Origin of the sequence: Pseudomonas kitaguniensis (genome assembly GCF_009296165.1) — a bacterium.
Taxonomy (GTDB): domain Bacteria; phylum Pseudomonadota; class Gammaproteobacteria; order Pseudomonadales; family Pseudomonadaceae; genus Aquipseudomonas; species Aquipseudomonas kitaguniensis.
The window spans coordinates 1-1,818 of sequence record NZ_VUAZ01000181.1; the positions used below are offsets into that span (position 1 = coordinate 1).

General features: G+C 61.6%; 2 protein-coding genes. Both read left to right on the forward strand.

Features of this window, described 5'->3' with window-relative positions; all coding sequences use genetic code 11:
• Positions 1–1,301 (forward strand): chemotaxis protein CheA (locus tag F0169_RS25430; RefSeq protein ID WP_241679178.1); only part of this gene is annotated, 1,301 nt, incomplete at its 5' end.
• A gap of 48 nt (positions 1,302–1,349) precedes the next feature.
• On the forward strand, positions 1,350–1,818 hold a 469-nt coding region (locus F0169_RS25435), incomplete at its 3' end, for a response regulator (protein WP_152747956.1).

Consider the following 1,818-nt stretch of genomic DNA (forward strand, 5'->3'; position numbering starts at 1 on the left):
GCGCGGCTGCACCGGTTGCACCGGTTGCCGCCAAAGCGGCGGCGCCGGTTGCGGCCAAGCCAGCCCCGGCACCTGCGGCTGCACCTGCACGCGCCGCAGCCGCGCCGGTTGCCGAAAAACCTGCCAGTGAAGCCGAAACCACGGTGCGCGTTGATACCGCGCGCCTGGACGACATCATGAACATGGTCGGCGAACTGGTGCTGGTGCGTAACCGCTTGGTGCGCCTGGGCCTGAACAGCGGCGACGAAGCCATGCAAAAGGCCGTGTCGAACCTCGACGTGGTGACGGCTGACTTGCAGACCGCGGTGATGAAAACGCGGATGCAGCCGATCAAGAAAGTCTTCGGCCGCTTCCCGCGATTGGTTCGCGACCTGGCACGCCAGCTCAAGAAAGAGATCAACCTGGAACTGGTGGGTGAAGAAACCGACCTCGACAAAAACCTTGTCGAGGCCCTGGCCGACCCGCTGGTCCACTTGGTGCGCAACGCCGTCGACCACGGCATCGAAACCCCGGAAGAACGCGAGGCCTCGGGCAAGTCGCGTGGCGGCAAGGTGATTCTGGCGGCTGAGCAAGAGGGCGACCATATTCTGCTGTCGATCACCGATGACGGCAAAGGCATGGACCCGGCGATCTTGCGCAATATCGCGGTCAAGCGTGGCGTGATGGACAAGGACGCCGCCGACCGCCTGACCGACACCGAGTGCTACAACCTGATCTTCGCGCCGGGCTTCTCGACCAAAACCGAGATTTCCGACGTGTCTGGCCGTGGCGTCGGCATGGACGTGGTGAAAACCAAGATCAGCCAGCTCAACGGCTCGATCAATATCTACTCGACCAAGGGCCAGGGCTCGAAGATCGTCATCAAGGTGCCGTTGACCTTGGCGATCATGCCGACGCTGATGGTGATGCTGGGCAACCAGGCCTTCGCCTTCCCGTTGGTCAACGTCAACGAGATCTTCCACCTCGACCTGTCGCGCACCAACGTGGTGGACGGCCAGGAAGTCGTGATCGTGCGCGACAAAGCATTGCCACTGTTCTACCTCAAGCGCTGGCTGGTTGCATCGGCCAAGCATGAAGAGCAGCGTGAAGGCCATGTGGTGATTCTCTCGGTGGGCACTCAGCGGATCGGCTTTGTCGTCGATCAACTGGTGGGCCAGGAAGAGGTGGTCATCAAGCCTTTGGGCAAAATGCTGCAGGGAACCCCGGGCATGTCGGGTGCGACCATTACCGGTGACGGTCGGATCGCGCTGATTCTTGATGTTCCGAGCATGCTCAAGCGTTACGCTGCTCGGCGTATTTGATTCTGGCGGGGCAGGGCGGTTTCGCCCGCCCCACCTAACGGAGTGTTTATGGCAGTCAAGGTCCTGGTGGTGGACGATTCGGGTTTCTTCCGCCGTCGCGTCTCGGAAATTCTCTCCGCCGATCCAACGATTCAGGTGGTCGGTACGGCCACAAACGGCAAAGAGGCGATTGATCAGGCCATTGCGTTGAAACCGGACGTGATTACCATGGACTACGAGATGCCGATGATGGATGGCATCACGGCAGTTCGACACATCATGCAGCGCTGCCCCACCCCGGTGTTGATGTTCTCCTCGCTGACCCACGAAGGCGCCCGGGTAACCCTGGATGCGCTGGACGCGGGTGCGGTGGACTTCCTGCCGAAGAATTTCGAAGACATCTCGCGTAACCCCGAGAAGGTCAAACAGATGCTGTGCGAAAAGGTGCACAGCATTTCGCGCAGTAACCGTCGCAGCTTGTCGAGCGCGCCGGCACCTGCCCATGCACCCGCTCCCGCGCCCGCGCATGCCCCGGCCG